The organism is Candidatus Omnitrophota bacterium (assembly GCA_030688425.1).
Classification (GTDB): domain Bacteria; phylum Omnitrophota; class Gorgyraeia; order Zapsychrales; family JANLHA01; genus JAUYIB01.
Map to the genome: position 1 here is coordinate 1 of JAUYIB010000013.1, position 25,699 is coordinate 25,699.

The 25,699-nt window shown below is 55.3% G+C and carries 23 protein-coding genes; 2 read left to right on the forward strand and 21 right to left on the reverse strand.

What is annotated here, in order from left to right; all coding sequences use genetic code 11:
• Positions 1 to 216: 216 nt before the first annotated feature.
• Positions 217 to 852 carry a glycosyltransferase family 9 protein gene (locus tag Q8Q08_05250; GenBank protein ID MDP2653421.1) on the reverse strand — a complete coding sequence of 212 codons (636 nt, stop codon included), beginning with the start codon at positions 850 to 852 and terminating at the stop codon, positions 217 to 219.
• On the opposite strand from Q8Q08_05250, the gene Q8Q08_05255 reads away from it, so the two are divergent.
• On the forward strand, positions 805 to 1,269 hold the full coding sequence (locus Q8Q08_05255) for a hypothetical protein (protein ID MDP2653422.1): 465 nt from the start codon (positions 805 to 807) through the stop codon (positions 1,267 to 1,269). The genes Q8Q08_05250 and Q8Q08_05255 overlap by 48 nt on opposite strands.
• Positions 1,270 to 1,280: 11 nt before the next feature.
• Here the strand turns inward: Q8Q08_05255 and Q8Q08_05260 are convergent, their stop codons facing one another.
• The 15 genes from Q8Q08_05260 to Q8Q08_05330 all read right to left on the reverse strand — a co-directional run bounded on the left by Q8Q08_05260 (position 1,281) and on the right by Q8Q08_05330 (position 18,489).
• Positions 1,281 to 2,390 (reverse strand): polysaccharide pyruvyl transferase family protein, encoded by a 1,110-nt coding sequence (locus Q8Q08_05260; protein MDP2653423.1) that lies wholly within the window; start codon positions 2,388 to 2,390, stop codon positions 1,281 to 1,283.
• A gap of 225 nt (positions 2,391 to 2,615) precedes the next feature.
• Positions 2,616 to 3,440, reverse strand: coding sequence for a HEAT repeat domain-containing protein (locus Q8Q08_05265; protein ID MDP2653424.1), 825 nt, complete (start codon positions 3,438 to 3,440; stop codon positions 2,616 to 2,618).
• A 53-nt stretch (positions 3,441 to 3,493) separates the two neighbouring features.
• Positions 3,494 to 3,940, reverse strand: a complete 447-nt coding sequence (locus tag Q8Q08_05270) for a hypothetical protein (GenBank protein MDP2653425.1) — start codon at positions 3,938 to 3,940, stop codon at positions 3,494 to 3,496.
• A gap of 25 nt (positions 3,941 to 3,965) precedes the next feature.
• Positions 3,966 to 4,484, reverse strand: coding sequence for a hypothetical protein (locus Q8Q08_05275; protein MDP2653426.1), 519 nt, complete (start codon positions 4,482 to 4,484; stop codon positions 3,966 to 3,968).
• Positions 4,485 to 4,500: 16 nt separating this feature from the next.
• Positions 4,501 to 5,487 carry a hypothetical protein gene (locus tag Q8Q08_05280; protein ID MDP2653427.1) on the reverse strand — a complete coding sequence of 329 codons (987 nt, stop codon included), beginning with the start codon at positions 5,485 to 5,487 and terminating at the stop codon, positions 4,501 to 4,503.
• 401 nt (positions 5,488 to 5,888) lie between these two features.
• Positions 5,889 to 6,359 carry a hypothetical protein gene (locus tag Q8Q08_05285; GenBank protein ID MDP2653428.1) on the reverse strand — a complete coding sequence of 157 codons (471 nt, stop codon included), beginning with the start codon at positions 6,357 to 6,359 and terminating at the stop codon, positions 5,889 to 5,891.
• 303 nt (positions 6,360 to 6,662) lie between these two features.
• Positions 6,663 to 8,798: a fused MFS/spermidine synthase gene (locus Q8Q08_05290; protein ID MDP2653429.1), complete on the reverse strand. Its 2,136-nt coding sequence runs from the start codon at positions 8,796 to 8,798 to the stop codon at positions 6,663 to 6,665.
• Between the two features lie 45 nt (positions 8,799 to 8,843).
• Positions 8,844 to 12,446 (reverse strand): UvrD-helicase domain-containing protein, encoded by a 3,603-nt coding sequence (locus tag Q8Q08_05295; GenBank protein ID MDP2653430.1) that lies wholly within the window; start codon positions 12,444 to 12,446, stop codon positions 8,844 to 8,846.
• Positions 12,447 to 12,804: 358 nt separating this feature from the next.
• The gene (locus Q8Q08_05300; GenBank protein ID MDP2653431.1) at positions 12,805 to 13,131 is read right to left on the reverse strand and encodes a DUF559 domain-containing protein; all 327 of its coding nucleotides are present in this window, start codon (positions 13,129 to 13,131) and stop codon (positions 12,805 to 12,807) included.
• Between the two features lie 366 nt (positions 13,132 to 13,497).
• Positions 13,498 to 15,066, reverse strand: coding sequence for a hypothetical protein (locus Q8Q08_05305; GenBank protein ID MDP2653432.1), 1,569 nt, complete (start codon positions 15,064 to 15,066; stop codon positions 13,498 to 13,500).
• Position 15,067: 1 nt separating this feature from the next.
• Positions 15,068 to 15,616 (reverse strand): hypothetical protein, encoded by a 549-nt coding sequence (locus Q8Q08_05310; protein MDP2653433.1) that lies wholly within the window; start codon positions 15,614 to 15,616, stop codon positions 15,068 to 15,070.
• A 7-nt stretch (positions 15,617 to 15,623) separates the two neighbouring features.
• Positions 15,624 to 16,835, reverse strand: a complete 1,212-nt coding sequence (locus Q8Q08_05315; GenBank protein MDP2653434.1) for a M48 family metalloprotease — start codon at positions 16,833 to 16,835, stop codon at positions 15,624 to 15,626.
• On the reverse strand, positions 16,799 to 17,524 hold the full coding sequence (locus Q8Q08_05320) for a hypothetical protein (protein MDP2653435.1): 726 nt from the start codon (positions 17,522 to 17,524) through the stop codon (positions 16,799 to 16,801). The genes Q8Q08_05315 and Q8Q08_05320 overlap by 37 nt, the downstream gene beginning before the upstream one ends.
• A 13-nt stretch (positions 17,525 to 17,537) precedes the next feature.
• The gene (locus Q8Q08_05325; protein ID MDP2653436.1) at positions 17,538 to 18,239 is read right to left on the reverse strand and encodes a hypothetical protein; all 702 of its coding nucleotides are present in this window, start codon (positions 18,237 to 18,239) and stop codon (positions 17,538 to 17,540) included.
• A 10-nt stretch (positions 18,240 to 18,249) separates the two neighbouring features.
• Positions 18,250 to 18,489, reverse strand: coding sequence for a hypothetical protein (locus tag Q8Q08_05330; protein ID MDP2653437.1), 240 nt, complete (start codon positions 18,487 to 18,489; stop codon positions 18,250 to 18,252).
• 195 nt (positions 18,490 to 18,684) lie between these two features.
• On the opposite strand from Q8Q08_05330, the gene Q8Q08_05335 reads away from it, so the two are divergent.
• Positions 18,685 to 19,278: a hypothetical protein gene (locus tag Q8Q08_05335; GenBank protein ID MDP2653438.1), complete on the forward strand. Its 594-nt coding sequence runs from the start codon at positions 18,685 to 18,687 to the stop codon at positions 19,276 to 19,278.
• Positions 19,279 to 19,611: 333 nt separating this feature from the next.
• Here the strand turns inward: Q8Q08_05335 and Q8Q08_05340 are convergent, their stop codons facing one another.
• From Q8Q08_05340 to Q8Q08_05360, 5 genes are all read right to left on the reverse strand, one after another.
• On the reverse strand, positions 19,612 to 20,511 hold the full coding sequence (locus Q8Q08_05340) for an archaemetzincin (protein MDP2653439.1): 900 nt from the start codon (positions 20,509 to 20,511) through the stop codon (positions 19,612 to 19,614).
• Positions 20,508 to 22,106, reverse strand: coding sequence for a glycosyltransferase family 39 protein (locus tag Q8Q08_05345; GenBank protein MDP2653440.1), 1,599 nt, complete (start codon positions 22,104 to 22,106; stop codon positions 20,508 to 20,510). Before Q8Q08_05345 ends, Q8Q08_05340 begins: the two co-directional genes overlap by 4 nt.
• The gene (locus tag Q8Q08_05350; protein ID MDP2653441.1) at positions 22,099 to 23,598 is read right to left on the reverse strand and encodes a glycosyltransferase family 87 protein; all 1,500 of its coding nucleotides are present in this window, start codon (positions 23,596 to 23,598) and stop codon (positions 22,099 to 22,101) included. Before Q8Q08_05350 ends, Q8Q08_05345 begins: the two co-directional genes overlap by 8 nt.
• Positions 23,599 to 23,649: 51 nt before the next feature.
• Complete coding sequence (locus Q8Q08_05355) at positions 23,650 to 24,912, reverse strand: tetratricopeptide repeat protein (GenBank protein ID MDP2653442.1); 1,263 nt, start codon at positions 24,910 to 24,912, stop codon at positions 23,650 to 23,652.
• Positions 24,913 to 25,187: 275 nt separating this feature from the next.
• Complete coding sequence (locus Q8Q08_05360; GenBank protein ID MDP2653443.1) at positions 25,188 to 25,685, reverse strand: response regulator; 498 nt, start codon at positions 25,683 to 25,685, stop codon at positions 25,188 to 25,190.
• Positions 25,686 to 25,699: the final 14 nt, after the last annotated feature.

A 25,699-nucleotide genomic window follows, 5' to 3' on the forward strand; every position in this document is an offset into this window, starting at 1 on the left:
CAGTCGGAAGTATTCAAATTCCTGGAAATATTTTATAACAGGCAACGAATCCATCAGTCCTTGAACTATATTACGCCAGAGATGGCTGAGACCACGGCTGTCCTTTAATTAACCCGTCCGTTAAATCGGGGGTATCTCACAGGGCTTGATTATCCAAATGATATCTTGTGTGCCCGAGATTCCAGAAACCGCGCAAATAAAATCCTCAAAGAATCGTCACAAAATTTTTTGCACTTCTTTCAAAACATCCTCACAATCGATATCCTGAATGCACTTTATGCTGGAATAACGGCACCGCCAATTACAGCCATAACAATCCATCTGCTTGTGGACGATCCGGTTTTTTGACAGATCGCCATACGGATAAAAACGCCCAAAATGCCCGCCTCCCATAATACAAACGTTGGGGGTCCCGACTGCCGCGGCAATATGAATCGCCGCGGTATCCGTGGAAACCAACAATTTGGAATGGGCAATGACTTTGGCCAGCACCCTTAGATTCAGGCTGCCGGTCAGGTCAATGACCTGATTTCTTGATCGCAATCGCGCAAAGATGGCATCATTCACTTTCTTGTCACGAGGACCCCCCAATAACACGACCTTCGTCAGAGGATATCCACAAAAAAACCCCTCAAAAAATTTTAACCAATTATCCGTTCCCCAATGTTTGGCACGAAAGCCGGACCCCGGGAACACACAAATATAATTCCCGCGGCTCAATCCATTCTTTTGTAAAATCTTATCGCAATCCGCCTGGTCGGAATTTGTAAACCAGAACTTCGTGGTGAGGCTGCCCGTCCTCAAATGGCCGCCCAAATGGTTAATAAATTCGGCATTTCTGTCTATCTCCATGAGCGGCCGGGGATCGGAAGAGATGATCCGGTTAAAATACTTATTCCTGCCCATCCGCTCAGAAAGAGGATCATTCGCCCCATCCCCGTCAAAAGCAACCTTTTCCTTCGCCCTGACCCAACGCGCGACTGTATCGACAATTTCATTGCGGGAGTAAACCGGGCAGAGCAAAATGTCATAATTGCGAAAAAACAGCATAAGCCGGACCATGATCCGGTGGAAAAAGTATTTTTTCCTCAAGATATTTTTCGCATCGACATACATCTTCCTGTCAATGGCAGGTATCGCCTCGACCATATCTTTCAAACCGGAAAGGCACAAAATATCTATCTTGGCGCAGGGGAATACTCGCCGATACTCATCCAGGACAGCCGTGAAAATGATAAAATCGCCTATGCCGTCGGGACGGGCAATTAAAATCCTTTTTATCATGATCGCAAGCTTTCACGCAATATTGCGCGATAGGAACCAGCCGCTCTTTCTCTGACGGTCCTCATGGCTTCAGAAAAAGGGCCTTGCTCGTTCAATACCGAATCGACAGCCGATTTGGCATCGATTTTCGCAACTTCAGACACAGGGACAGCAGGGATCCCAATTAAGCTGGCCATTTGAATCCTTGTATCATTGCCGACAACAAAGGACTTCCGGCCAAAACTTGCCAGCATCATCGCGCCATGCACACGATTTAGAAATCCACCCGCGCCCTTAGAATACATTTCGATATAATCCCGGTGATCGCGCGAATAAAAAAGCTCCTGACGGGGGATGCCGATATCCCGGGCCTCCCGGATTTCCTGCAAATTATGGCAAATAAATTTAACAGGGTATATCTTCTTGGCAATGCGATACACCTCTAAAACTTTCCGGATCCAGACGTCAGCGTCAAATCCCGGGTCCCACGCGTAATGTCCCGTTAATTTCATGTAGTTGATCAGAAAAAACTCGGGCGGCTTTGGCTCCACAGAGAATAAATCCCTGGCAAAAATTGATGCGCAGGGAAGCAGTTCGTTCTTTAATCCAAGCCCGTCCAGAATTTCTTTAGCGAGGGCATCCCGGACGGTCGTAACGCGGCAAAAACGGTGAATATCCCTGATAAAACTTGTCAATTTCTCGTGTTTCAGAATTGATGATAGCTTTTCCTGCAATGAGAAACATGATCCCGCCGCCAAATTAAGAACGGGCTTTTCCTTATAAAATTGGGCAACCCGATCATGCCAGAACGGCTTAACCCATTCGGCCATGGAGCTGTCATGAGAATTTGAGATCCAATAGACAGGCGCACCGGCCTGGATGACAATATCTGCCTTAAAAATACGATTAAAATATCTCTCCACATGGCCTTTTCTTGAAATCTTCCAAATCCTTCGGAGCCCCCTGAACTTTAAAAGGCCGGGGACAGGTCTTAACGGCTCATGTTTATGAATCAGGATCTGATGAAATTCGCCGACAACGTCTTTTAATAAATAGACAAGCCCCTCCCGGATGAAATCGTCCCCAACGTTATGGTTAACTGTTGTCAAAAAAACTATATTTTTCATATGTTTTGATAATCCCGGGGACACGACTTCATTCGCGCTCTCTCCCCTGTCCCCCCATCTTCCCTCAACGGTCTTGCGCGCCCTGCCCGAATCCCTTCCAAAACTCATTAGAAAGCCACAATTACACCGCGCCGAGAACGCAGGACGGCAAAAGCCCGAGAACAATGCCCCAGAAAATATCGCTTCCCTTTGCTTTCACCCTCAATCCGAACGCCTTTCCCCGGCCTAATCCCAAAATTCAATGGTCGACTGCTCATCTTGTAATTTTAAACGCTCCTCCCGATCAAGACACATGCTGTTCTCGTCCGCGTCCGGCGGCGGGGGGCCGGGACGGAGCTTAATTTTCAGCCATCCTTGCGCGCGGGGGTCGGTTTCTTTCTTTTCATGATTCAGCAAAGCGCCGTATGCTTTTGAGTGCGCATACTGACTCAATGCGGTCATGGCTTGCATGCGCATAGCCGGGATCTCGTCGCCCAGCGCCCCGATGAGCAGATCGATGGCGCGGGGGTCGCAGATCCCGCCCAAAGCGGCCGCGGCCATGAGCCGCATGGAAACTTTCGGATTTTTTAAGGCCTTTTCCAAAAGCTCAAAAACAGCCGGGGAATCACTGAGGCCCAGGATCTCGCCCGCTTCTGCAAAACTCAGACATTCCCCCGGGGGATAAAAAAGCACGGCCCCGTTCTCGGTCAAGGGAACGTCGTTCTGTTCGAATTCGATCTCTTTGATCAAGGGTTCGATCGCCGGCTCGCCGATGTTGACCAACGCCTTAACGGCAGCGTCCGAAACCAGGATGATCCGGCTCCCGGTATAACCGTTCCGGTCGCACAAAAGGTCAATGAGATAGGGGACAGCCGCCCCGGCCTTCTTTTTCCCCAAAGCGCCCGCGGCAACCATCCTGTCCTCAAAATTCTTTGAATACAACTGTTTAATCAGCTCTCTGGTCTCAGGGGCCGGGTCCGGGGGGATGGATTCCATCGGAATGCCGGGCTGGGCCAGGACAGGGCCGCAGGCAAAAACGAGAAAAGCGACAACACAGATCAGTTTATTCATTCAATTCTCCTCTGATATACACGGGTCTGACATTTTCTGAAACCCTGGTCCACTCAATCCGACACGCCCCCCGGCCCGATGTCCGGCGCGGACTGGTCTACCTCCCACCACTGCCCCAGCTCGACGCGCGTCTGGGCAGGAGAATACGGGATCGCCTTGATCGAGACGACAAAGTAATACCTTTTGCCCAGCTCTAACTTTTCCGCGTTGTCCGTAAAAACCAGGAGCTCGGTGTCAGACAGGTCGCTGTAGTTTCTGCGGATGACGTTGTTTTCGGAAATGATGATGTTGGACTCCATGCACGGCTTGCATTGGTCTGGAGGCGGACAGGGCGGGCACTGGTATTGGAACACCACATAACCTTCGGTCGTGTAGGTGCTGCCGGCAGAGGTCCGGGGGATCTCCTGGATGGAATAATACCCCGGCATCGGCAAATCTTCCGCCTGCGCGCTAATCGCCAGCCCCAGGCCCAGAATGCCAAAAAGGATCTTCTTGATCATGGAGCGCCTCCTCCTTGCCCGGCTCTCACTCCTGAAGCCGATACGCTTTGCGGCCGCCGCCCGCGGCCCCTTCCTCCAACGGAAAGACTTTCTTCAACAGCGCCAGATACGGATAATCACCGTCGTAGACCATCCATTCCTGGCCGTAACGGATGTGCTGATATACGCTGGTGCGGTCCAGGAGCCACACGCCGTTTTCCCGGTACAGGAAGACCGGCCCGAGAGTTTTCTGGCCGGGATAATAGATGACGGCGTATTTGCCCTCCTGATACGTCTTGAAAGGCCGGTCAAAGCTTTGCGCGGTTGACTTGTGCGTCTCGCTGAAGGAATTCTTCGCGGCCATCTTCCGCCATGCCGGGTCAAAAATGTCCAGGTCATAACAGTAGGCGCCCTGCTTCATCATGTCGAGCTCCAGCCGGTACGTCTGCTCGGGCGTGCTCTGGGGGTGGTATGTCTTGATGAACTCGTCGCAGGCCGTTTGCGCCGGGGCATTCAGGGGCGTCAACAGCCACAGGACAACGGTGCCGCAAAGAATTTTTTTCATAGCCCGTCCTTCCTAATTAAAACTTGCCCATGGCGCGCTGGCTGTTGAGCCAAGCCTTGGTCTTCATGACGAAATCGCGCTTCCAAACGTCTTCATCCACGGCGTCCTCCAGCAGCTCCAGCTGGCGGAGCGCTTCCGCATATTTCCCGGCAAAATAATCGATCTTGGCCGACCAGTTCAGCGCCCGCACGGATTGCGAATATTCCTTCAGGATCGCGTCCACAATGCCGCGCATTTCTTCGTAAATTTCCGGGCGCTGGTAATAATCCTGCTTTTTCCCGTCCGTGGCCGATTTCCGGCGCGACGCCATTTCATCATGCGCTTCCAGCAAAAGAAAACCGAACGCCGGGTTGCCATCGCCCTTTCGATAAGCGCTCCGGGCGAACTCAAACATCTCCTCGTTGCTTCCGCCCCACTTCTCCATCTTGGATTGAAGCATCACATAGTAACTTCCATAATGGTCCTTATCCAGCTTCACGGCTTCGTTGAAACTTTTTTCCAGGTTCTCATAATCCCCGAGCCCCAAATCAACCGCCATCAGGGCCACCCATGGCTCCGCGGACTGCGGGTTTAAGCCCGCGGCCTCAGAAAGGTCTTTTTTGGCCAGCGCCAGGCGTTCCTTGAAAACAGGCCAGGCCTCCGGCAGGACCTTGTCGGCGAAAGTCGTCCCCCGGTCTGCCCAGGCAAAGTCCTTGTAAAAACGCCCCCGGATGAGAAAAGGAAGATAAAGATGGGAGCTCTGTCCGCACCAAGTGTTCAGCGCGGGCAATGACGCGTCGGGATCCAGGGCCAAATCCTTGCTGATCTCCCTGATCGTCTGGTAAAAAACGTAGTTGCCGTCGGCGTTCTTCAATTTTGAATTTTCCAGCTCAGTCAGCTGACGCTCAGCTTCGAAGAAATTCTTTGACTGGATCAAACTCACGTAAGTCTGGGACGTTTCCGCAGAACCGCTCACCATGAAAAACATCAGAAAAAGAACGCCCTTCATCGCAAGTGAAAACATCCTCGCTCCTCCTTTCGTTGACACCTAATTCGATACACCCCCCGGCCCGATGTCCGGCATGGGCTGGCATTCTTCCCACCACTTGCCTGCCTCGACGCGGATGCCCGGGCCTCCCGACTTCGGGTGGCTCGTGACAGTGAAGTAATATTTTTTGCCAAGCTCGAACTTGTCTGCTTCGTCCGTGTAAACAATGAGCTCGGCGGGAAATCTCCTATATGGTATAAAACCCCGGCATCGGCAGGTCGTCGGCCTGCGCTGTAGACATCAGGCCGAAAATAAACAGACTGAAAAGGAATTTTTTGAGCATCACCTCAAGCCCTCCTTGACCACCATGGCTGTCTCCTTTTGTCCCATGACCCCTGTCACCGAATAGCATTTTTCTGACCGTTATCGGGGGATTGCTATTTGAGATTAAGTTTCTGCTCAATTGCGGTTAGAACCTGATTTTCCACTGCTCCGCTGGATTGGGCAACGACCCAAGACTTTGAAAGGTTGCTTTCATAGGCCTCATAATGCGAATTGATTGTTACAATTGTCGTTCCTGGTTCCCCGTCAATCGCAATAATTTGCATACTCATGCGCAAACCTTCCCAAGTAGCCAGAAATCCGCGCGGAGGATATATATATTGCTCCATGCCACGATTATTGAAGCCAACGGGCATTTGGACCATTTGGGTCGATATGAGGCCGCTATCTTTTTCAATAACTTGGATGGGATAATGCTGCGCAATTTCTGCTACAAGCAAAGGCCAAATCTTATCTTTAGGGGCTGCGATTGTAGCTGATGTCCGTTGAGCGACTATCTTCTCTGCTATCGGGACGGTTACACAACCTATCACTAATGGTAAAAGCATAAGGAATATTTTTTTCATAGCGCCCCTCTTCGTAACCAATCCAGACAAATTCTAAAAATCCTCCGCCCCCACCTAACCTCCTCCACCCCCACCTTGGGATGGAGTTCTTTGAGGATATTCATGTATCCTCTCACCTGCTTCTGGTATTTGCCTTCGGTATCCGGGACACGCACACAATTTCAAGATTCGGCAGTGCCCCCCGGAACTCCGCGGAATAATCCTGTTTTAGCACCCGGTGGCAGAAAAGGCAACCTTTTCGAAACCGCCGGAAGAATACGGGATACCATCCGGTGGACCAGGGACCCGCCGCACGTCCACCGGCTAAAACTTGATATACGGAACAATATTGGAATATCCGTCCATCCAGGGGCGCACGTTCTTCACCCGCCCGGTATCCACATCCTGCCAGCCCAGATCGTTCACCAGAATATGATGTTTCTGCGCGTCCCAGGTCATAGCAAACCAGGATGACTCCATCACAAGGTTAGCGTCGTCCGGCGGATTTTCCTGGTACGCGACAAAGGCCTTGAGCTCCAGCGCGTTACGGCCCAGGACCGGATCCAGCCGCAGATACCGGTTGGTGAAATGAAAAAGAAGCAGTCCGTCCTCTTTGAGACATTGCCGGTATTTGGCAATCGCCTCCGTGGTCAAAAGGTGAATGGGGACGGCATCACCGCCGAAGGCGTCCACAATGAACAGGTCGTATTTTCCTGACGGGATCTGGTCCAGGGACAGGCGGGCATCCCCCCAGTAATATGCGATCTTCCCCCGGCTGTTCTTGAGATACGTGAAATATTTTTGCGCGGTGGCGTAGACGTCCGGGTCCAGCTCCAAAAAATCAAAGGCCATTCCCTCTTTGGCATAGGCCGCCAAAGCGCCCGCCCCCAGCCCGATAATCCCCACGTTGTGAAATTGAAACCGGCCGGACTGCATGACCTGCCCGATCGGGGTGGAATAATGGAAATACGCCAACGGCTCCTGCTGGCGCGCCGGGTCGAGGAATTGCGCCCCATGAACGGTCTGCCCGTGGACGAAATAACGCGCGCGCCTGTCCTCCACGATCTTCATGATGCCGTAATAGTTGCGGTGGCGGTAAATGACGTTGCTCTGCATCAGGTCCACGCGGAACAAGGGAACCAGGTAAAGGGCGGCGAGAAGCACGCAATAAACCACCCGCGGTTTTTCTTTCAACTGCCGCCAAACCGCATACAGGATGACGGCGGTCAGGAGCGCCCCGGCAACCCGGGGGCAATTTTGCACCATAAAAACCCACATCACCGCCAGCAGGCGCAAGTAAAAGTCTCTGTCGCCGGCCAATCTCGGATCAGCCGTCAGAGCCAACGACAAAATGCAAAAGGCCAGCAAAAGCTCGATCAGCCCCGATGACAGCAAAGGGACAACCCAACTGACGGCAATCCCCCCCAGAAAGCTTCCCAGAGAGATGATCGCGTAAAAATAGGTCAGGCCGCGGCTGTCCCTGGGGCGGCTCTGATAAAGCTCATGCTGGCAGTACATGCAGACCACAAACAGGAGTCCGCAATACAGAAGAAGCCCCCACACGGACAGGGACGTGATCGCGCCGGCTTCCGTGAGCAGGTGCAACACAACCCCGAGCCCGACCCACAGCCAAATTTGGTTTTTGATCCACGCGGGGCACAGCGATGGCTCACGGAAAGTCAGGATAAACGCCGCCAGATAAATGGCCAGCGGCACGACCCACAACAACGGGACCGGCGCGATTTCGTTGGTGATGACATTCGTCACCCCCAGGAACATCACGACCCCGGCGGCGCTCAACAACAGCCAGCGGAAAACGACGGACCGGGCTATTGCGGGCCGGGAACGGTCCGCGCTTTGCTTTTGTTCAGGCATCAGCCGCAGGAAGGCCGCAAGCGCAGCCGCCCCCGCGATCAAAATAAAATATCCCCAGCGCCATATCCGGATCTGCTGTGTCAAATCGAAATGCGACTCGAAAAAAAGCGGATACGAAACGAGCGCCCCCAGAGAGCCGAGGTTGGACCACGCGTACAAAAAATAGGGCTGTTCCCTTTGCGGGAGCGAGGACACGGTCACCCATTTTTGCAAAGTCACGCTGACCGTGGACAGGATAAAGAAAACCGGGCCGATGCTGATGAGCAGATGAAAAAAAATATCCAGGACAGGGGGAATGTGCCGGCTGACGGTTACGGCTGGCAGGGGCTGGCCGGGGAATCCCAACAACGGCAGTAAAAAAAGAAGTATATAGACATGCCGGTAGCGCCGAATGCCCGCTTGTTCCAGAATGAAATGGGAGTACAGATATCCCGCCAGGAGCGCCCCCTGGAAGAAAACGACGCACGCCCCCCAAACAAAGTAACTCCCGCCGAAGGAGGGAAGAAATACTTTGGCAATAATCAGCTCAATCTGGAACAAAAGGAAGGCCGCGAGGAAGACGACCCCGCTGAGAACCCAAATCATAAACACCACACCAGTTGATGAGGATACGAAATTTTCCCGCTTCTCCTAAAAGATCGCCTTCTCCCCAACTTCCTCCACTCCCACTTTCTCCATATAAACTAAAAACCCCTTCACCCCCACCTTGGGATGGAGTTCTTTGAGGATATTCATGTATCCTCTCACCTGTTCCTGGTATTTGCCTTCGACGTCCGGGCTTGGTTTGTAGTCCACGACCCAGACCTCCTTCTCTTTTATAATGAGCCGGTCCAGGCGCTTGGTGTGGCCGAGGGCGTTGACGACGTCCACTTCGGTCTGGACCTCGCCGTCTTCGACGCGCATAAAGGACGCAAGCTGGGGAGCGGTGACCAGCTTCTCGACAATGGCCAGATGGTCTTTGAGGTTGTCGAGGCCGGGGTAGAACAAAGCGGCTTCTTTGAGGGCCTGGTCGAGGAACCGTTGGATGCTGCCCCCCTCCCGATCCCTCCCCACCGGGGGGAGGGAAGATGAGGCATGGCTTTCCATGGGAGGAATTGATGGTGATGCCTTGATGCCCCCTCCCTGGCCCTCCCCACGTGGGGGAGGGGTTGATGGAGAAGCTAAATTGCCCACAAAAGAGAGCATGAAGTGGATCACCGACCCCCGGAGTTTCTGCTTGCGGTTTTTCAGGTTGTCAAAAGGGGCAAATTCATCTTTGAGATAGTCGATCCAGTCGTGATGGTCGGACGACGGCAGGCGGAGGATGTTGTCTTCCGGCGTTTCCTTCTTGGGAGGGTATTTGAGTTTGTCGCCAAATTCGTAAAGGATTAGCCCCCCTCCCTGGCCCTCCCCACCAAGGGGAGGGGTTGTTTGAGATGACTTGATGCCCCCTCCCTCGCCCTCCCCACCAGGGGGAGGGAAAGAATTTGCATGACTCTCCCCACCAAGGGAAGAATTGAGAGATCCCTCAGACGAAAACTCCCCTCCCCTTGTGGGAGGGGCTGGGGGAGGGGTTGTTTGTGATGCCTTGATGCCCCCTCCCTGACCCTCCCCACGTGGGGGGAGGGATTGATTGGAAGATTCTGGATGGGGGAACAAGAAACGCGCCGGGTTGTGGTGCTGGCCGACTTTGTTGGACAGGAAAACATAAAGCTCATACTGCGGCCGGGTCAGGGCCACGTAAATATTGTTCAGCTCCGAAAGAAAATTCTTTTTGTATTCGCGGGCGTAGATGGCGTAGAGCTCATCGGAGTAATTGTAATATTTGGACTTGAGCCGCAGGAGACGGACAGAGTCCGCTTCTTTCTGCAGGACGTAGGACTGCTGGTTGTCCCCGGCCCCTTCGCCGACCTGGACGTTCATGCCCAGAAACGGCAGGATCACGACCGGGAACTCGAGCCCTTTGGATTTGTGGACGGTGAGGACCTTGACGGCTTCGGTGTCGGTGACGTGGACAAACAGATCGTCGCCTTCCAGCTCATCGAAATATTCCAGGAACGACGCGATGTCGCTGTGGTCCTCTTCCTCGCGCTTGATCAATTCCAGAAAACGCATGAGGAAGCCCTGGTATTCAGGGAAATTTTTGAGCAGTTGGAAGCGGTTGTAGATGCTGACCGTCATTTCATACATCGGATACAGCCCGACGTTCTTGAAAAATTCCTCGAACAGCCCCTGCCATTGTTCGGGATACTGCTCGCGGAAGGCCATGTAGATATAAAAATCTTTTTCGCCTTTGATGCGGGGGCGGATGGAGAAGAGGAAGTCGTGCATATTCTGGGGACACGTACCCGTCCCTTTGGGGGATGGGAACATGTCCCCATTGGCCTTGCGGAAGCTTTCGCCCAGCAGAAACTGGGCAAAGGACAGGTTGTCGATCGGGGAATTGAGGAATTTCAGCAGAGAAACGATCTCCTGGATGACCGGGTTCTCCCGGACATTGGAGGTGCGCTCGGATTCGACAAAGATGTTCTCCGCAAGAAGCCAGCCGGTGACACGCTCGACTTCCTTATTATTGCGCGTGAGGATGGCGATGTCGGACAGGGTGAAGCGCCGGCTCAGGTCCTTGATGAGCGGGACGATCCGCTCTCGCAGGGCCTCGTCGCGCTCGTCTTTTTTGTCGACGTCCAGGTGCTCGACCTTGACGTAACCGCCGGTGTTCTCGTTCTTGCAGGTCTGGAGGGAATTGCCGAAGGCCTGTTCCACCACAGTCAGGTCTTCTTCGCTGAAAACCACCTGGCCCTTCTTCTTTTTCTCAGCCTCGAACGCTTCTTTGCGGCTGATGAAACCCCGCAGGTTTTCGGCGGAAAAGACCGCGTTGTTGAACTCCACGACCTCCTTCTGACTGCGCCAGTTCTTGGTCAGAGTCTCAAGCTGAACGTTGTAATCCTTTAACCCGGTGCGGATCTCGTCAAACAGCTCGACATCCCCGCCGCGAAAATCGTAGATGGCCTGCTTCTTGTCGCCCACGTAAAAAAGCGACCCGCCGGAAGCCAGGGCTTCGGACGCCATGGGCTCGATGTTTTTCCACTGGAGCCGGCTGGTGTCCTGGAACTCGTCCAGCAGGTAATGGCGGAAGCGCGTGGCCAGCCGGTAATACAACTCGCCCACAGAGATATCGCCTTGCTTGAACAGCTGGCTGGCCTTGCGGTTGAGCTCTTCCAGAAAAAGCACGTCTTCTTTGGTGGCAATCGTTTCAAATGCGGCCAGGGCCTGCTGAAAAATGTGGACATAGGGGTTGAACAGGGAAAACGCCTCGTCTTCGCAGATGCGCTTGAGGTCTTTGCGGATCTTGTCCCAGGCCTTGTGAAGGCGGTCCGGGGCTTTGCCGCCTTTCTTGACCGGCAGGTCTTCTCTCTCAAAATACGAGGACAGGGTATCGATGTCGAAACTCGTGTCATGGGTCTTGACGAAATTGTCCAAACTGTTGATGAACCTTTTGTCAATGTTGTCCCCGTCCAGTTCACTGTGCAGGTTTTTGATGTTTTTCAGCACCGTGTGCCTGAGCTTGATGAGCTCGGCCGAACCCACAGGGCTGTCCCGGTAGTCCAGCCCGTAATGGTTGAACTGGGTGAACAGGGCCTTGAGAATGGCAAGCATGTCCTCTTTGGGGAACCAGCCCGAGCGGTTCTCCAGATAGAGGTAATTGTGCAGAAATTCCTGGAATATCCCCCTCAGGGACTTGTCGGAGCCGGCGTTGTCGATAAGTTCGTCCAGGGCGTGCTCAAGGTATTCCTGGGAATTGGTGCGGATGCGAAAGCCGGCTGTCAGCCCAGTCTTGAAGGCACAGCCCAGCAGGAGTGTTTTGATGAAACTGTCGATGGTCTGGACCTGAAAAAAGTTGAACTGGCGGATGATCTGTTCCATGATCACAAACGATTTGCGGCCGGCTTCCTCGGGGCTGATGCCGATGGGCGCGAGGATATCGTCCAGCTCGCCGGCGGGAAGGTCGCCCAAAGCGATCTTTTTGAGGAAGCTTAAAATGCGGCCCTTCATCTCCATCGCCGCCTTGTTGGTGAAGGTGATGGCGAGGATGGAGCGGATCAGGGGCTGTTGGTCTTTGATGGACGGGCTTAAGAGGAGCTGAACGTAACGTTTGGCGAGGGTGTAGGTTTTGCCGGAGCCGGCCGAGGCCTCAACGACGCGGACTTCAGGGAACTCAAATACTGCGGTTTCAGTGGCTTTTGCGCGAGCCATAAGCCAGTATTATACTCCAATCCAGTTGGAAGGTTGCACCATTTTTTCCCCTCCCCCTACCCCCTCCCACAAGGGGAGGGGGGGGAATGCTAACATTATAATTCCTTCCTAATAATTTCCCCTCCAATCAAGTTTTCCCCATTCAAGTCTTCCCCATTCAGCCATCCCTTTAACCCCTCCCCCCATCAAGTCTTTCCTTTAACCCCTCCCCCTCGCGGGGAGGGGCCAGGGGCGGGGGGCCATCAAGATTATTCAATTTTCCCCTCCCCCTCTGTGGGGAGGGGTTGGGGTGGGGGCCATCAAGATTATTCCTTTCTTCCCTCCCCCGCCGTGGGGAGGGCCAGGGAGGGGGGCATCATCACAAACATTCCTTAATCCTCTGCAACACCCCATCCATATTTTTCAGTACATCATTATTCCAAAACCTTAAAACCTGAAAACCCTGTTGCTTCAGCCACTCGTCACGCAAATGATCACTCTGACTCTGCCGATGTTGTCCACCATCGACTTCAATAACCAATTTCTTCTCAAAGCACGCAAAATCCACGATATAGTGACCAATAACGGCCTGTCTGCGAAATTTGGCATCAGAAATCTTATAACGGAGAAGACGCCAAAGATACTTTTCAGCTTCTGTCGGCTCTTTTCTCAACTTCCTTGCAAACGGTGTTAATGTTTTCTTCATACCCCTCCCCCTACCCCCTCCCACAAGGGGAGGGGGGAATGCTAACATTATGATCCCCTTCTAATAATTCCCTCCCCAATCAAGTCTTCCCCATTCAAGTCTTCCCCATTCAAGTCTTCCCCATTCAAGTCTTCCCCATTCAGCCATCCCTTTAACCCCTCCCCCCATCAAGTCTTTCCTTTAACCCCTCCCCCCATCAAGTCTTTCCTTTAACCCCTCCCCCTCGTGGGGAGGGGCCAGGGGCGGGGGGCCATCAAGATTATTCAATTTTCCCCTCCCCCTCTGTGGGGAGGGGTTGGGGTGGGGGCCATCAAGATTATTCCTTTCTTCCCTCCCTCTCCGTGGGGGAAGGATTGGGAGAGGGTATCATGGCTTACGGACGTAAATCTGGATCGTGCCGGGATAAGAGGTGTAGCGATACTGCGGGTCCAGCTGATAATAGCGGTCCAGGAATTTCTTCAATCGGGGATATCTGGAGATCGGGTGTGCCTGATACCGGAAATCGGCAACCGGGGTCACGTCAATGATCATGGCCGGCCTGCTCTGCTCCAGCTCGGCTATGAACGTGGTCCACCAAACTGCGGGCAGATCCACCTGCCCTGTCGTGAATGCCCCGTTAGCGTCCATTTTATACGTCAGCCCGGTCAGAAAATTGCAGTCCACAAAACGGGTCGCGGGGCGGCGGCCGGAATGCAGATACAATTCAGGGTAATTGCCCCAAACAAAAATGGAATCGTCTTTGGACGTGCGGTCCTTCACATATGCGCTCAGACTCGGCGCGGAAGGGTCCAAGGGACAGACTTCCCGGTAATAACGTAAAAAAGTTCCTGCGACAGACAGGAGCAGGCTGACCAACGCAAAGGAATAAAAAATGGCCCGCAATCCCGGCCATTGACTTTCAACACGCCGCAGGCCGTAAGCCGCCAGCAAAACCGCCGCCGGCAGGGTCTGGAGGAAATAGTGCTCAAACCCCCGGGCGCTCAGCGAAGCCCCGGCCAGGCCGAAAAAGAACCAGAGGCACAACAGAAGACAAAAATCCCGCCGGGGAAGACCGCTGTTTTCCGGCGCGGAACGCAGGCCGCACAGGGCCCAGAGCAGTCCCGCCGTTCCAAAGATGACCAGCAAATACTTGTTTTGATAAAAACCCCAGAGATGCGGTCCGAAAACGCGGGAGCGTTCCCCCCATCCCAGTTCCGGGATATAATGGCGGTTGTTGTAGGTCCAGACATAATATAAATAGTCTTCCCACGCGCCGTTGGCATAAAAATAAAACGACGCCAGAAGAAGAATGGAGAAAAATCCGGCGGACAACAGGAGGACGCAAAAAAATCCGCTCTTCAGGCCTTGCTTCCGCATGACCGTATACAAAAAGACATAGGCCGCCGCCGCGCCGAAATCAAAAACGCCGACCTGTTTCGAAAGGGCGGCAAGCCCGAAGAAAATTCCGCACAGGACCAGGCGGAACGGCCGCTCCTCCCTCCCCCAGACTACCAACCCGATCATGCCCAGGATGGAGAACAAGATCAGGAACCACTCCGTGTGCACGGCCCACATGTCCGTGGGCGGGCCGGCCCACGAAAACACCGCGAAAAAAAACGCGGCCCACAACCCCAGCCGCCTGTCCCCGCCCCAGGCGCCTAAAAGACAGATCAAAATCGTCTGCGCGGCCACGGTCAGGGCGAGCATAACATAGACCGCCGGCATATTGTCACGGCCGAACAGCGCGAAGGCGGCCGCGTAGGCGTAATAGACCAGCGGGGAACGGTTGTTCAGCGCGCCCTGGTAGGGCATTTTTCCGTCGAGGATGTCGTGGGCGATCAGGGCGGAGAACGCCTCGTCCATGTTGTAGGTCCTGTTCTGGATAAAGGGAAGGCGGAGGGCGAAAACGATGACGAGGATGCCGGCCAGCGCGAGAACGGTTTTGTTTTTTAGCATATCAGAGGAGCCGGAAGGACTGGATAAAGCGTTCGAACGCCGGCAGGTCCCGGCCGTAATAGTGCTGGGCCGCGCCCGTGAAACGGATCCGGTAGACCCAGTCTTTGTGGATAAACCCGCAGTGGATGCCCTTGACCTTCAGGCCGGAGACCGTCTCATAGGAAAACGCCAGACGGAAACCGTCCTGCCCGCCGACGGTGACGGGCGCGTTCTCCAGGACCGCGAACTTGCCGATGCCGCCGTTGGACTTGAAATTGTCGATCTCGGCGTCCGCGAGGTCCACCGGGAGCATGTCCTGCCGGAATTTCTTCTTGGTGAATTCGAGGTCGTCCTTGAACTTCATCTTCTGGACCGCGATCTCGTTGAGAACGACCCCGTCGCGCGTCATCAGAAAATCCTGGCCCATGGTGTAGCGCATCCATCCGTCCGGCAGGACGGCCGCGAAACCGCGCGGCTTGTCCTCAAATTCCTTGCCGGTGGTCATCACCCACGGCGCGCATCCGGCCAGCAAAGCCAGCAACGCGGCGATCCCGAAAATCCGTTTTTTCATTGTTCTCTCACGGTTTGTTTAAAATCTGCTCGATATACACCCTGTCCTCGGCCTGGGGCAATGCGTCCAGGTATTTCCTGAAATAAACTTTGGCTTCGTCCTTATTGCCGTCCTGCAAAAGCGTCCTGGCCTTGCCCTTGAGCGCGGGCGCGAAATGCGGGTCCTTGATTAAGGCCTGGTCGAATCCCTCAACGGCTTTGGGGTAATCGTCCGTCTTGTCCCGGAGTTTCTTTCCCTTCGGGGCGTCCTGCCGCTGGCGGAAGGTCTCGCCGCGGTAATGATATCCTTCCGGGGCCTCGGGATAAAGCCTCACGAATTTGTCGGCGTTGCGCTCCGCGGTCTTGAACATCCCGCGCTCCAGGCAGAGGGTGATATCGTCAAGCAAAAGCGCGCGGGTCAGCCGGTTGAACTCGTCTTCCCCGGTCCGCCCTTCGGCGGCGGCCCCGCCGCTTTTCATGATCAGCGACTCAAAATTCCTGATCCGCTCGATGATGCGCGGGTGCGACGAGAAAAAAAACGGCTCCTTGATGTCTTCGGCCTTGATGAAATCCCGCAGGTGCTCAAAAAGTTTGACGGTCTCGCGCACGTTGTAACCGGCGGCCTTGACCCGGTCGAAGCCCATCTCGTCCGCTTCAAACTCCAGGTCCTGCGAATACCCGCTGACCGACGACACCAAGCTCAACTGCGCCACCATCAGCCCCAGGTTGCCGCCGGCGATGGCCAGGGGCGCGGCCATGGCGCTCCAGAACGCCGCGGTATTCGTGACCGACCGGAACTGTTTCAGGGCGTGGCGGCTGATGACGTGCGTCATTTCATGCGCCAGCAGAGTCGCGACCTGCGCCTCGTTATCGGCCGCAGCCAGGATGCCGGTGCAGATGTAAATACCACCGTTAGGCATGGCAAAGGCGTTCAGGGACGGGTCACGGATGAGCTTCACCCGGACCTGAAAATCCGTGTTTTTCAAATCGTCCGGCAAAAGTTCTCCGGCCAGGCCGTTGAGATAGGCGCCCAGTTCCTCATCCGGATACACGTAGCCGCGGTCATCCAGCATTTCAGAGGCCTCGTCCGCGCGCTTCATGAGCCGGCGCTCGTCGTCCTCGACCGCGTAACCCTGCTGTCCGACCGACGGGACGTTCACCGTCGCGCATCCGGACAGCCAGGCCGCGGCCGCGAAGCCGCGCGCTATTTTTTGCCAGCAAGAAAATCTCTTGTAAGCCATTCGATCAGACTGTCCAGGTGTTTTGGTTCGCGGAAACTGTACTGAGCGTCCCCCGGCGTCACTTTGAACCAGAGGACATCCCCGGTTTTCCCGTCCACCAGCCCCAGGCACATGAAACTCGGTGTCTGCATCATGTATCCGGTCAGCAGCACGTTCCAGACCGCCAGGACCTTGCGGCCGGCCGTGGATTCGTAGTCGAACCCGTAAATAAAAACCATCGCGTCGGCCCCGGCGACCCGGGCCAGGTCCTGGATTTCCGGGCCGAGCGTATAATCGAAATTTTTGGCCTTGTGGCTGAAACCGTTGACGTTGGTGTCGCTGGAGAACGCGTGCATCAGCGCGCTCTGGGCCACGGCCTCGTAAAGCGCCCGGTTTTCGGTCCAGAGGGACTTGTGGTCTTTTTTGAGCCCGTCCTCGGGAATAAACTTGATCTCAAACCCGTAACGGGAGCCGAGATGCTTTTTCAAATTCGTTTGGATGTCGGCCTTGGCCTTGTCCGACCATTCGTCCATCTGTTCCTGGACCCCGCCGGCGGTCAGCTTGTAAACTTTCACGTCCGCGGGCATGACGGCGATGGTCTTGACCCCGGCGACGGCCGCGTCGAACTGCGGGGACTTGCGGAGCGTGGAGGCGCATCCGGACAAGGCGCCCCAGGACACAACCAGCAAGAAAAGGATGATTTTTTTCATGGGCTTGGCGGGGCTACCGGGTATACCTCGGGATCTCTCTTCGCAGCGGTGTTGTCGCGAGCGAGACCGATCTCAGTACCTTTTTGAACGTGATCTCATCCCTGGACTGTTCCGTGCCCGCGGCCCTCAGCATGAGGACGAATATATACTCGTCCGACTCCGTCACATAGATCGCGTGCAGATTCTCAAAGTTCAGATAAAAGCTCCCCGTGGCCCAGGTCCGGCCGTTGATCTCGACGTTGCCGGGGTATTCCCGCATCGTGAACTTGGCGTTATTAATGGTCTCATAATTGTAACGGAGCTGAGGCAGGATCCCCTGCTGGAGATAGGACAGAGGCGTTCTCCCGTAAGGGTTGCCCAGCGTGACCTGAAACACGATGACCGAACTTTCCAGGGTCTTTTTGAGCGGCTTTTTGTACGTCACCGTCATGCGGTCAGGGGAGACTTCCGGCTTCCATCCCCTCGGGCCGACAACGGTAAACCCGACCTGCTTGTTGTCGAGCCGCGGGCCCTGGTGCTTGACGATAACGGCGCCGCTGATCAAGACCGCGAAAACCAGAAAAACCCCGATGATGTGCTGGTTGTCCCCGATACGGGGGATCACGAACTCAAGATAACCGACGAATTCCCGCCAGACGCGGCTCTGCAGGAACGCCTGCCCATAGGACTCAAGCTTGTTGAGGACCTTTTGAAAGTCGTCTGGCTTTTCTTCCATCAAGGAGGCCCTATCTTTTCTGCAGAAAGAATTGATAAACCCCGGCCGCGATCACGAACACGACCAGAAAAAGCCCCATCAACCGCGTGTTGCGGATCTCTTTTTCCATGGATATGGGTTCAATTCTCCAGTTGATCAGCTCGTAGAACCGCTTTTGAATGGCAAACACCTGCAAGGGGCGGGAGAAAATAAAGATCCCCAGCAGGAGTGCCGGGACAGCGATCAAGATGAACAGGGCCTCAATCAGCATAAAGGACGCGGGACACAGGGTTCAACCAAAAGACAAAAAGTTTATATATTGTGATATTACAGTGGTTTTGATGCTCTGTCAATTTACGGGACAATATTCCGCTCGGGACATCCGGTTTCGAACGGAACAAACCGCCTGGGCCGGTGTTCAATAGGCCAAGCAGTTCAACAACGAGCCTTTTGAAAGGAGCTTCACATGAAGACAGTCTTGATCCAACTCGTCATCCTCGCCCTCACCGCGGTCCCCGCTCTGGCAGGCCCCGGGGGCAAGGAGTCCCGGCAGGGACAAAAAGAGGAATTCAAAGCCCACCGGGAACAGCAAAGATCCGAGAACCAGGCCTTTCGCCAGAGCATCCAGGACCTCTCCCCCCAGGAAAGAGCCAAAGCCATCGCAGACCACCGCAGCACGCAATACCAGGAAAACAAAACCTTCCGCGGTCAAAAGTACCAGGAACACAAGGCCCGACTTCAGGAAAAACTCGCCGGCAACGAAAAGCTCACCGACGCCCAAAGACAGGACATCCTGAATCATTACGAACAGCAATATCAGGAAAACACGAGTTTCCGCGACCAGCAGCACCAGGAGAACATGAGTTTTCTCAACAGCATCGCCGGCAACTCCGGCCTCACGCCGGAACAGATCAAAGATCAGATGAGGGCCCACTTCCAGGCCCAGAGGCAGGAGAATCAAACATACCGCAAACAACAGCGGGAAGAAAACAAATCACGCCGCGGACAGATGCGCTCGGAATTCAAAAACCGTAACCAGAACAGCGAACCCCAGCTTTAACGGCTGGCTGTATTCAGGCGCCCTCTCGGTATCCCCTCCCCCATGAGGAAACCTCTTCCTCATTCCCCTCCCCCTCGTGGAAAGGGAACGGGAGAGGGGGCACCCTCCCCTAACCCCTCCCATCAAGGGAGGGGAATAAATTATTTCTCCCTCGCGATATATATCCCTTATTCTCCCCCTGGCGGACAGAGTAACTCAACTTCTCCCTTCCCCATGAAGAAACCTCTTCCTCATTCCCCTCCCCCATGAGGAAATCTCTTCCTCATTCCCCTCCCCCTCGTGGGGAGGGAACGGGAGGGGGAAATCTTTTCGTTGATACCGAACTCATACCATTCATTGACCGCGAAGGGCCTCCAGGGACTTCAGAAAAAACGCCCTCTCCTCTTCCAACCCGAACTCCCCGCTGATCTCCGCAAGCTGCTGATACCGCTTCGCCGGATCGAACCCGATCGACCAGGCCAATTTTTTCAGGCAGACCGGGCACAGCCACAACGGGCGCCGGTCGCTCTCTTTCCGGTGGTTGCTCCCGTTCATGTTGCACTCGTGATAAACGCAGTGGTAAAGCCCGAACATGTGGCCGATCTCGTGCGTCCCGGTCTTCAGGGTGCGGCGCAGGCACTGGCGGTAAGCCGCCCGGCCTTTGCGGGGATCGCCGTTGCGGTAAATGGACCAGACCCCCACCCGGCCCTCGAGCGATGCCTGCCCGAACACAAAATTCCAGCCCTCGCCGGGCCAGAGGTCAGACGACGTGAACGCGATGAAACAGAACGCGTCTTTCGGCAGACGGGGCTTGAGCACGTCTTCGATCACGTAGGGGCTCAGGACCTGACGGTCGCCGGTCACCGGATGGATACGCCGGGCCTCGGCGGGAATGGACGACAACGGGACCGGGTCGACGAATTTGACCGGCATCTGAAAATAAGCTTCCATATAGCGGGCGGTCTGCCGGATGATGGCTTCCTGGGTGTCGTTGAAATCTCCCATGAGCGTGACATAGATCGTCCGGCGCGTCTTGTCCGGGCGGGCCGGATTGGACGCCGCATATTCTTCAAACGTCTGTCCCGGTTCGGAATGAACGGCGAGCCAGTCGGAAGAACCGGGTTTTGTCTTGGCGGCGTGGAGGCCGCGCAATTTTTCATAGAGGACCGTGGCCCCGTCCCCATCCGCCGCGAGCGCCCGGGAAGGACCCGTCACCAAAAACAAGAAAACCAAGGCCCGGCAAAGGGTTGTCATGGGAGCGCCCCGGGAACGCGCCTGTAAAGCCGGACAGCGTTCTCGATCGAGTTGTAATAAAACTCCGGGTCCAATTCATACCGCCCTCTGACAAAATCTGCCAGAGGCGGGTATTTGCTCATCGGATATTTTCCGTAACTCCGGAACTGCGCCGGGCTGGTGTCCAGGATGTAAGCCGGCTGGTCCCTTTCCAACTCACGGAGAAATATTTTCCAGGCCCCGGGCATGATCGCGTAGGCGGTGTCTTTGTCCGGCTGGATGTTCGCCCAGGGCATCATCCCTGTCAGAAAGTTGCTGATCGTGAACCGTGTCGCGGGACGCCGGTCGGAAAGGACGTAAATTTCGGGATGAAACCCCCAGACATAAATGGCCTGGGAGGGCAAAGTTTTTTGCTTGATATAATTGGCCACGGACTTCAATTCGCGGTCCCCTTGATGGTAATCCCTCAGATACACGCCCCAGGTCGCGGCCAGAGAATAAACGATCCCCGCGGACACGAGGGCGATCATCAGGGCGGGCCAGGCCAAGGATAGGCGTTTCCCCCGCGATGCGAAAAATGCCCTTCCGCTCTCCATCAATCCGTCCAGCCCCAAGGCGGAAAGAAGCACGGCCTGGGGAAGAAGCTGGATGAAATAATACTGGAATCCGCGGCCGGTGTATCCGGCGGCGACGAACGACCCCAGGAACCAGACGCCGAGCATCACGCCGGAGAGAGGCGCCTCCCTTTTTTTCGCGGCCCGGCCGCCCAACACCGTCCGGAGACCCAACAGCGTTAAAAATCCCAACAGCGGTTTCAGGTAGAAAAATATAAAAGTATGCACAGGCATCCAGAGACACCGCTGCAGGACGGTGAACTCGTTGACATAGAAACGGGCATTGTATTCAAAGGCGCACATCCAAAATTCCTGGAACGCGCCGCGCATCCAGAAATAGGAAAAACATGCAAAAACAGGGACAGCGAACCCCGAACCGAACAGGACGGCGTCACGGCCGCGTTCTTTCCAGCTCCGGCCAACAGGCGGCCCCAGCAATAACAGCGCCCCCAACGCCGCGGCGTCAAACACGGCCACTTGTTTGCACAGGAAGGCCAAACCGAAAGAAATGCCTGAGAAAAAAAACCACCCCGGGCGTTTTTCCCGAGCAGACTTCAACAGCAGCCCCCACCCGGCCATAGAAAATAAAATCAATGACCATTCTGTATGCGCCGCCCACATATCTGTGGGAGTGCCTGCCCAGGAAAAGACGGCAAAAAACAGAGCGGCGAGCAGGCCCACGCGCTCCCGGAAGGCGTACCGGCCCAGGATGTAAATCACCAGACATTCCAGCGCGATCAAAAGGGCCAGGGCCACATGAACGGCCCCCATGTTGTTTTTTCCCGCGAGCAGAAAAATCATGGCATAACCGTAATGGGCCAAAGGCAGCTGCTGGTCGACAACGTCCCGGTACGGGACCCCGCCGTCCACGATGACGTCGGCGATCAAGGCGATCGTGGCCTCGTCCTCATTGAAAAAATCCCTCTGAAGGGCGGTCATGCGCGTGGCCAGGGCAACCACCAAAATACCGCCGAGGATCAGCAAAGATTTTCGACTAAGCATGCCTGGCTCCGAAAGCTGGTGAAGGCGCGCGGGACAGCAGGCTCGACAATATCCCGGCGAGCCCCGCGAACAGCAACAGTTCTCCGGCCACGCACTTTTGATAAAAAAGTGGGAATCCCCGCTCGGCCATCCAGCGGAATCCCGCGTCAGGCACGCCGATCAGGACCAGAGCCGATATCGTCACCCAAAATGAAAACCGCAGGCCGGGGGACATTGTTCCCGGCTCATCATGCAGTTTCAGAAGGATCAAGGCCGCGGGCAGCATCCAGATCAAATTGGCCGACCAGGTCCGCACGCCGCTCACCAGGACCACGACAAAAACGGCGTGCCAGTAAATAAAATCCTGCAACGGCGTCAATGTCCTGCCGCGAGGAGGGATCCAAAACCTTCCCAAAAGCCCGATGATCAGAAAAACCGATAGGAACGCCAGCGCCAGAAAGAACGTCCCCTGCTTGGCCAATCCGACCCTGCCCAGGCCTTGATAAATCCGGTGAGCCCAGTCCAGGGTCCCTAAGGGCCGGACCAGCGTGGCATTGTTGATGGGGTTGTCATAAAACAGCTGATAGACGCGGTACTGTTTCATAGTCATCCCCTGGGGAATCCGGTATTTCCACAGGAACAGCTGTTTGTCCTGAAAAGGAATACGCAATTCTTTCGGGCCGTGTTCTCCGGCGATCCAGGAGATGCGCGGCAGCTGGTTTTTCCAATAATCGATCGTCAACGGCCCATTGATGGTGAAACAAATCAAAAATATCCCCAGGCTCCCGGCCACAAAGCCCCGCAGTGTGGCCCACTTCCCCCGAAGCAGAAGGAATGGGACGATGAAGGCGCCCTGCAGTTTGATGAACATGGCGATCGCGAAATAAAGGCCGGCCAGATAGGGGCGGGGCGATGTCCGCGACATGGCGCGGATCGCCAGGATGTTGAACAACATTGTCAGGATGTTCACCTGCCCCACTTCCAGCTCCATCAAAAAAGGAGCAAACAGCATGACAAACGTCGCCAGCCCCATCCAGCGCAAAGGGGTCATCTTCAGCCCAAGATAACGGACCGAAAGCCACAGGGACAGCGTGACGCAGAGGACAACCACCGGCATCCACATTGTTTTTACGGCGGCGTAAGGCCAAACCGCCAGCAATTGGAAAAAATTGGCGATGATCGGCGGGTAGAGAAAGCGGGAATGCTGGAATTCGGCGAAGCCGTCCCAGACGGGCGGATTGTGCCAGAGGTGTGTTTTGTAAGGCGACAGCCCGTGCCAGAGAGATTCGCCGGCCGTGTAATAGCAGGCGATGTCCATCTGGAGGACGTTCTCCGCGCAATACATCATAAAGCTGACGGTTCTCGCCAGCCCTAAGACAAAAGCCAGGATGAGGACGAACCGGCCGGCCTTCTCAACCCCGGGGCCGCCGGCTTTTCTCATCTGAAGGACGAGCCCTAGGACAAAAAGCCCGATGAGCCCGTGAAGATCGATCTGCATGAAAAAAGTCTGCATGGCAAAGGTGTCCATCGGCCGAACAATCCGGCGATCGCAGGACGCCGCCCGTTACTTGATGAGCATGAGCAGCGTCTCGGCAAGATCGGGATCAAGCTGTTTGAGCACGGCGTACTGCTTGCGCGCGGAGAGAAAATCATTGACGGCCGTATAAACAAAACCGAGCTGGTAGTGCGCCTTGGCGTCGTCTTCGTCCAGCCGGACCGCGTCCTTGAAGGCCCGGATCGCGTCCTTGGGCCGGTTCACCCGGATACAGGCCAGCCCGAGATGAAAATGGAACTCGGCCACGTCGGGGTTGAGCCGGACGGCCTTCCTGAACGCTTCGCAGGCCTCAGGGTATTGCTCGGTTTTCGTGAGATAGATCAGGCCCATCTGATAAAAGGCGTATTCATCATTGGGATTGATGCCCACGGCCTTGGACAGCGTCCGGACCGCCTCGGGATAACGGCCGACGGAATAATAGGCGTTGCCCAGGTAGCGGTACACGTCGGGGTCGTTGTATTTGACCTTGCTCACTTTTTCAAAGGCCTCAATGGCCTCCTGGTGGCTGCCCCCCTGCTGGTAGGCCTGGCCGAGTCTCGTGTAGGCCTCACTATGAAACGGATCGATGCGGATGGTTTCCTTGAAGGCCCGGACCGCCTCCGGGATCCTTTTCTGCTTCAGGTAAATGTTCCCCAGGTGGAAGTGCACATGGGCGTCGTGGGGATTGACGCTCAGGGCCTTTTCCAGGGCCTGGACAGCGTCGGGATAACGCTCCAGGCGGCTGTAGGCCAGCCCGAGATTGTAATAATTCCCCGCGTTGATCTTCGACGGCAGGGGCACGCGGAGCTTGCGCAAAAGCAGTGTCACGATGTCCGGCCGGGGGCCGATCTTGAACTGCTCCCTCACCTCGGGGATCGTCAAAAAACCGATGTAGGTGATGGCCGCGACGAGATTGAAATACAGCTTGAAAAAATAATCGAGGAATTCGTGCTGGCCGTACCGGGACACGACCATGTATCCCAAGACGACGTTATGGATGATGTCGAGCACGATGAAGACCATGCGGGCGGACTTGTTGATCTTCAGAAGGCCGAAGGCGCAGATCCCGATCAGAGACATCCAGGCGAAATGGGCCGGCCAAAGCTGGCTGAAGGTCATGTCAAACAGGTCCCGGGGAAAGACCGAGGCGATGGACAAAAGCGTGACGGCCAGTTCGGGGACCGTCACCTCGAGGGAGGGCAGGGCATAACGCGCCACCAGCAGGAAAAAATTGCTGAAGATCAGCGCCCACGCGATCAGGCGGATGCCCGATATATTTTTCCGTTTATCCATGCCTGCTCCCCGCTTCCCCCGGGCCCCGCCTGCCGAGAACCACAAACGCGCTCCCCATGTCAAACGGCGCGGCTTCCGGACGAAGACCTTTATGATACAGGAAAATCCCGCCGGAATTAACAAGAAAAAAAGATACCTCGATCGCGCGGCCCCGGGGCGGAAGGATTCCGATCATCATGAAATGCGGCAGGGGTATGATACATCCTGAAAGGCCTTCAGGATAAACCCGGCAGGGAGCCCCTTCAGGGCAGGCCGGAGGACAAAAAACAGCGGCCTTAGGCGGATTCTTCCTGCGAGTCCTCGGCCTTGTAGCACTTGGCCATGACGTCGCGGATGACTTGCAGTAGGATATCCTTGGTGAACGGTTTTGAGATGTAGTCAACGACGCCGTAACCCTCAGCCAGGACCTCGGCGCTCTTGCCTTCAGGCAGTTGGCCGCGGTCTTTGGCGAGAGGGTTGTTGGGCTGCCACTTGAACTCTTGCTTCTTCTTGTCGAAGATCATCTCGCCCTTCCCGCTGACCACGATGATGGGGAGTTTTTTGAAGGCATCATCTTTTTTAATGGCGGCGATGATGTCCGTGCCCTTGCGTTTCGGCATGACGATGTCCAAAAGGAGCAGGTGGGGGGAAACCTGGCGGACCAGGTTTTCGGCCTGGAGAGGGTCCGTTGAGGTCGTGACGGCGAACTCGCCCGTCCCCTCCAGGAGCTCTTTGACCATGAAGCACAGATCCGGTTCGTCATCGATGTAGACAATTTTTTTCTGCTCTGCCATCGGAGTCTCCTTGT

Coding starts and splice junctions, on each gene's coding strand:
- Q8Q08_05305 (MDP2653432.1), bottom strand. CDS start 15,066: ATGCTAAAAAACAAAACCGTTCTCGCGCTGGCCGGCATCCTCGTCATC.
- Q8Q08_05280 (MDP2653427.1), bottom strand. CDS start 5,487: ATGTTTTCACTTGCGATGAAGGGCGTTCTTTTTCTGATGTTTTTCATG.
- Q8Q08_05345 (MDP2653440.1), bottom strand. CDS start 22,106: ATGCTTAGTCGAAAATCTTTGCTGATCCTCGGCGGTATTTTGGTGGTT.
- Q8Q08_05290 (MDP2653429.1), bottom strand. CDS start 8,798: ATGATTTGGGTTCTCAGCGGGGTCGTCTTCCTCGCGGCCTTCCTTTTG.
- Q8Q08_05325 (MDP2653436.1), bottom strand. CDS start 18,239: ATGGAAGAAAAGCCAGACGACTTTCAAAAGGTCCTCAACAAGCTTGAG.
- Q8Q08_05350 (MDP2653441.1), bottom strand. CDS start 23,598: ATGCAGACTTTTTTCATGCAGATCGATCTTCACGGGCTCATCGGGCTT.
- Q8Q08_05340 (MDP2653439.1), bottom strand. CDS start 20,511: ATGACAACCCTTTGCCGGGCCTTGGTTTTCTTGTTTTTGGTGACGGGT.
- Q8Q08_05330 (MDP2653437.1), bottom strand. CDS start 18,489: ATGCTGATTGAGGCCCTGTTCATCTTGATCGCTGTCCCGGCACTCCTG.
- Q8Q08_05360 (MDP2653443.1), bottom strand. CDS start 25,685: ATGGCAGAGCAGAAAAAAATTGTCTACATCGATGACGAACCGGATCTG.
- Q8Q08_05265 (MDP2653424.1), bottom strand. CDS start 3,440: ATGAATAAACTGATCTGTGTTGTCGCTTTTCTCGTTTTTGCCTGCGGC.
- Q8Q08_05355 (MDP2653442.1), bottom strand. CDS start 24,912: ATGGATAAACGGAAAAATATATCGGGCATCCGCCTGATCGCGTGGGCG.
- Q8Q08_05320 (MDP2653435.1), bottom strand. CDS start 17,524: ATGAAAAAAATCATCCTTTTCTTGCTGGTTGTGTCCTGGGGCGCCTTG.
- Q8Q08_05275 (MDP2653426.1), bottom strand. CDS start 4,484: ATGAAAAAAATTCTTTGCGGCACCGTTGTCCTGTGGCTGTTGACGCCC.
- Q8Q08_05335 (MDP2653438.1), top strand. CDS start 18,685: ATGAAGACAGTCTTGATCCAACTCGTCATCCTCGCCCTCACCGCGGTC.
- Q8Q08_05300 (MDP2653431.1), bottom strand. CDS start 13,131: ATGAAGAAAACATTAACACCGTTTGCAAGGAAGTTGAGAAAAGAGCCG.
- Q8Q08_05295 (MDP2653430.1), bottom strand. CDS start 12,446: ATGGCTCGCGCAAAAGCCACTGAAACCGCAGTATTTGAGTTCCCTGAA.
- Q8Q08_05250 (MDP2653421.1), bottom strand. CDS start 852: ATGGAGATAGACAGAAATGCCGAATTTATTAACCATTTGGGCGGCCAT.
- Q8Q08_05310 (MDP2653433.1), bottom strand. CDS start 15,616: ATGAAAAAACGGATTTTCGGGATCGCCGCGTTGCTGGCTTTGCTGGCC.
- Q8Q08_05315 (MDP2653434.1), bottom strand. CDS start 16,835: ATGGCTTACAAGAGATTTTCTTGCTGGCAAAAAATAGCGCGCGGCTTC.
- Q8Q08_05285 (MDP2653428.1), bottom strand. CDS start 6,359: ATGAAAAAAATATTCCTTATGCTTTTACCATTAGTGATAGGTTGTGTA.
- Q8Q08_05255 (MDP2653422.1), top strand. CDS start 805: ATGGCCGCCCAAATGGTTAATAAATTCGGCATTTCTGTCTATCTCCAT.
- Q8Q08_05270 (MDP2653425.1), bottom strand. CDS start 3,940: ATGATCAAGAAGATCCTTTTTGGCATTCTGGGCCTGGGGCTGGCGATT.
- Q8Q08_05260 (MDP2653423.1), bottom strand. CDS start 2,390: ATGAAAAATATAGTTTTTTTGACAACAGTTAACCATAACGTTGGGGAC.